The sequence below is a fragment of the Moorena sp. SIO3B2 genome, from assembly GCF_010692525.1.
In the GTDB taxonomy this organism is placed as follows: Bacteria; Cyanobacteriota; Cyanobacteriia; order Cyanobacteriales; family Coleofasciculaceae; genus Moorena; species Moorena producens.
In genome coordinates, this window is sequence record NZ_JAAHHE010000924.1 from 1 (window position 1) to 1,230 (window position 1,230).

The window sequence follows — 1,230 nt, forward strand, 5'->3', positions numbered from 1 at the left end:
CCGAAGGACCTCAGGCTCTTGCCTTTAACATTCAAGGGGGCACTATCTTGGGGGATTTACCTCCCTATGAAGCTTTTATTATTGGTGGTAGTAACTCCGTGCGGGGGTTTGCTGAGGGAGACCTAGCATCAGGACGTAGCTACCTTCAGGCTACTGCAGAATATCGCTTCCCCATTTTCTCAGTCATAGGGGGCGCTCTATTTGTTGACGCTGGCACTGACCTTGGTTCTGCTGGTGCTGTTCCTGGTGAACCTGGTGAGCAGAGAGATTTACCCGGTACTGGTCTCGGTTACGGTCTTGGGGTTAGAGTGCAGTCACCACTTGGTCCGATTCGGGTAGACTTTGGTTTAAATACCGAAGGGGACAGTCGTCTTCACTTTGGTATTGGAGAGAAGTTTTAATTGTTAATTGTGAATTGTTAGTTGTTAGTTGTGAAGTGTTAGTGGTTAATTGTGAATTGTTAATTGGGATTTGTGATTGGTTAATTTCAATTTTCAATTTTCAATTTTACTGCCTTTATTGATATAAACGTTACCAAAAAAAATGTCTTCAGTATATTACACCTTGGCTGGTATGTTTGAACGCTCTGGTGTTGGACTGCACAGCGGTATTTCAACCAAAGTAAGGGTACTACCAGCTGCTGCTGGAGAAGGACGATATTTTGTGCGGGTTGACCTACCAGGTAAACCGGTTATTCCAGCAAACATAGATGCAGTTTCAGATACCACACTATCTACGGAACTCTCGACATCAGCCCAGTATGGAAACGCTACCGTTCGTACGGTGGAACACCTTTTAGCTGCACTGGCTGGTAGTGGTGTGGATAATGCTCAGATTGAGATTGATGGTCCAGAAGTGCCTCTTTTAGATGGTTCGGCGAAGGTGTGGCTGGAAGCTATCCAGGAGGTGGGAGTAGTAGCAGCAGGGGTTCGAGGAATCGAGGGAAAAGCATATGAGAGTTTTACCCCCGGACAAGTTCGAGGTACCCTAACACCCCCTCACCCCCTAACTCCCTCAGTAACAACACCTATCCCTTTTGTATTAAACGAGCCAGTCTCGGTTTATCACGGAGATGCCTTTGTAACGGCTCTACCAGCACCCACAACTCGATTTACCTATGGCATTGACTTTGCGTTACCAGCGATTGGTAAACAATGGTATAGTTGGACTCCAGAAAAGGACAATTTTGCTGATGCGATCGCACCAGCTCGTACCTTTGGCTTGGCTGAT

The 1,230-nt window shown here is 46.5% G+C and carries 2 protein-coding genes; both read left to right on the plus strand.

Going from position 1 to position 1,230, the window contains the following annotated elements; genetic code table 11:
- Window positions 1-401, plus strand: a 401-nt coding sequence (locus F6K38_RS42405) for a BamA/TamA family outer membrane protein (protein ID WP_287257231.1), incomplete at its 5' end; no start/stop codon positions are given.
- Between the two features lie 142 nt (window positions 402-543).
- On the plus strand, window positions 544-1,230 hold a 687-nt coding region (locus F6K38_RS42410; RefSeq protein ID WP_287360876.1), incomplete at its 3' end, for a UDP-3-O-acyl-N-acetylglucosamine deacetylase.